Here is a 2,853-nt window from a genome sequence, read left to right as displayed (position 1 = left end):
TGTGTCCGTTTGGAAACACGAACGCCTCCGCGTTGTGGCGGAGGCGACGGTGTGTCCTTGGTGGACGGACGTTATGAATGGGTTCTGGGAGAACCGTACAACCGCAAGCTGCAATGCCTGGCGACGCCCTACTCTTCCATCGCTTAAGCGATAGTACCATTGGCGCAGTCGGGTTTCACGGCCGAGTTCGGGATGGGATCGGGTGGGACACCGACGCTATGGTCACCAGGCAATGAAGCCTGCGGTGTATCCCCATGAAGTGGTACTTCATGGGGGCCCCGGACAAGCTGAGCCTGGCCGGGACGTACGGTTCTTGTAATCGATGCACATTTACGTGTGTAAGTTGTTCTGGCGTCGAGCTTTTCATCATCCGACCTCGCGGACAGCCAGGGCTGTCGTTGATGGTGGGACTCTCAAGCGCGAATAGGACGATTAGTATCGGTTAGCTCCATGCGTTACCGCACTTCCACATCCGATCTATCAAGGTCGTGGTCTCCGACCGTCCTGTGAAATCTTATCTCGAGGGAGGCTTCCCGCTTAGATGCTTTCAGCGGTTATCCCGTCCGTACATAGCTACCCTGCTGCGCCGTTGGCACGACGACAGGTACACCAGAGGTACGTTCAACCCGGTCCTCTCGTACTAGGGTCAACTCCTCTCAAATTTCGACGCCCACGGCAGATAGGGACCAAACTGTCTCGCGACGTTCTGAACCCAGCTCACGTACCACTTTAATTGGCGAACAGCCAAACCCTTGGGACCTGCTCCAGCCCCAGGATGTGATGAGCCGACATCGAGGTGCCAAACAACCCCGTCGATATGAGCTCTTGGGGGTTATCAGCCTGTTATCCCCGGCGTACCTTTTATCCGTTGAGCGATGGCCCTTCCACGAGGGACCACCGGATCACTATGACCGACTTTCGTCTCTGCTCGACTTGTCAGTCTCGCAGTCAGGCGGGCTTATGCCATTGCACTCTAACAGCCGGTTTCCAACCGGCCTGAGCCCACCATCGCGCGCCTCCGTTACTCTTTAGGAGGCGACCGCCCCAGTCAAACTACCCGCCACAGAGGGTCCCTGTTCCGGCTTACGGAACGAGGTTAGACATCAGAAAACAACAGGGTGGTATTTCACCTATGGCTCCACATCGGCTGGCGCCAATGCTTCAAAGCCTCCCACCTATGCTACACAGTTCTTTCCTAATGCCACTCTGAAGCTGCAGTAAAGGTGCACGGGGTCTTTCCGTCTAACCGCGGGTACTCCGCATCTTCACGGAGAATTCAATTTCGCTGAGCATGTCCTGGAGACAGTGGGGAAGTCGTTACGCCATTCGTGCAGGTCGGAACTTACCCGACAAGGAATTTCGCTACCTTAGGACCGTTATAGTTACGGCCGCCGTTTACCTGGGCTTCAATTCAGAGCTTGCACTCCTCCTCTTAACCTTCAGGCACCGGGCAGGCGTCAGGCCCTATACGTCGTCTTGAAGCCGACTTAGCAGAGCCCTGTGTTTTTGCTAAACAGTCGCTACCCCCTGGCCTGTGCCCCCTCATACCGGTTGCCCGGAATGAGGGCCTCCTTCTTCCGAAGGTACGGAGGCAATTTGCCGAGTTCCTTCAGGACACTTCTCTCAAGCGCCTTGGTATACTCTACCTGACCACCTGTGTCGGTTTCGGGTACGGTCTATACGGTGGGGCTATTTCCCGGGACAGTTTCGAAGCACGTCCAATCCGATAAGGACGTACAACACACACCATCCGTCACACACCACCAGGCTGCGGAATATTAACCGCATTCCCATCGACTACCCCCTTCGGGCTCGTCTTAGGGGCCGGCTCACCCTGCGCGGATTAGCCTTGCGCAGGAACCCTTGGTCTTTCGGCGAGAGGGCATCTCACCCTCTTTATCGCTACTCATGTCTGCATTCGCACTTCCGATACCTCCACCACCCATTACCAGATGGCTTCGCAGGCTTACGGAACGCTCCGCTACCGCGTGTACAAAAGTACACACCCTAAGCTTCGGTGCACGTCTTGAGCCCCGTTACATCTTCGCCGCAGGAACCCTTGTTTAGACCAGTGAGCTGTTACGCTTTCTTTAAAGGATGGCTGCTTCTAAGCCAACCTCCTGGTTGTTTTGGGATTCCCACATGCTTTCCCACTTAGACGTGACTTGGGGACCTTAGCTGTAGGTCAGGGCTGTTTCCCTTTTGACGACGGACCTTAGCACCCGCCGTCTGTCTCCCGGATATCACTCCTAGGTATTCGGAGTTTGGTTAGAGTTGGTAGATCTCGCGACCCCCGCATCCATCCAGTGCTCTACCCCCTAGGGTGTTCGTCCGAGGCACTACCTCAATAGTTTTCGCGGAGAACCAGCTATTTCCCGGCTTGATTGGCCTTTCACCCCTAAACACAACTCATCCGGTAACTTTTCAACGTTAATCGGTTCGGACCTCCAGTGCGTGTTACCGCACCTTCATCCTGGTCATGCCTAGATCGCCGGGTTTCGGGTCTAATACATCAAACTATGGCGCCCTATTCAGACTCGCTTTCGCTGCGCCTACACCTATCGGCTTAAGCTTGCTTGATACATTAAGTCACAGACCCATTATGCAAGAGGTACGCTGTCAGGCCTCAAGGACCCTCCAACTGCTTGTAGGCAATCCGTTTCAGGTACTGTTTCACTCCCCTCATCGGGGTGCTTTTCACCTTTCCCTCACGGTACTAGTTCGCTATCGGTCATGTACGAGTATTTAGGCTTAGAGGGTGGTCCCCCTATATTCAGACAGGATTACACGTGTCCCGCCCTACTCAAGTCCTTCAATCTCACTTTCGCATACGGGGCTGTCACCCGCTACGGC

The 2,853-nt window shown here is 55.0% G+C and carries 2 rRNA genes; both read right to left on the bottom strand.

Annotation, left to right across the window (positions count from 1 at the left end):
- Positions 1 to 115 precede the first annotated feature (115 nt).
- A 5S ribosomal RNA gene (rrf, locus tag LK535_RS16645) occupies positions 116 to 230 on the bottom strand.
- Between the two features lie 183 nt (positions 231 to 413).
- Positions 414 to 2,853 (bottom strand): 23S ribosomal RNA (locus LK535_RS16640); the annotation flags it as partial.

The sequence above is a fragment of the Sphingomonas sp. IC4-52 genome, assembly GCF_020707225.1.
In the GTDB taxonomy this organism is placed as follows: Bacteria; Pseudomonadota; Alphaproteobacteria; order Sphingomonadales; family Sphingomonadaceae; genus Sphingomonas.
The sequence above is the reverse complement of the archived record's forward strand: the minus strand, read 5'-3'. Positions and strand labels throughout refer to the sequence as shown.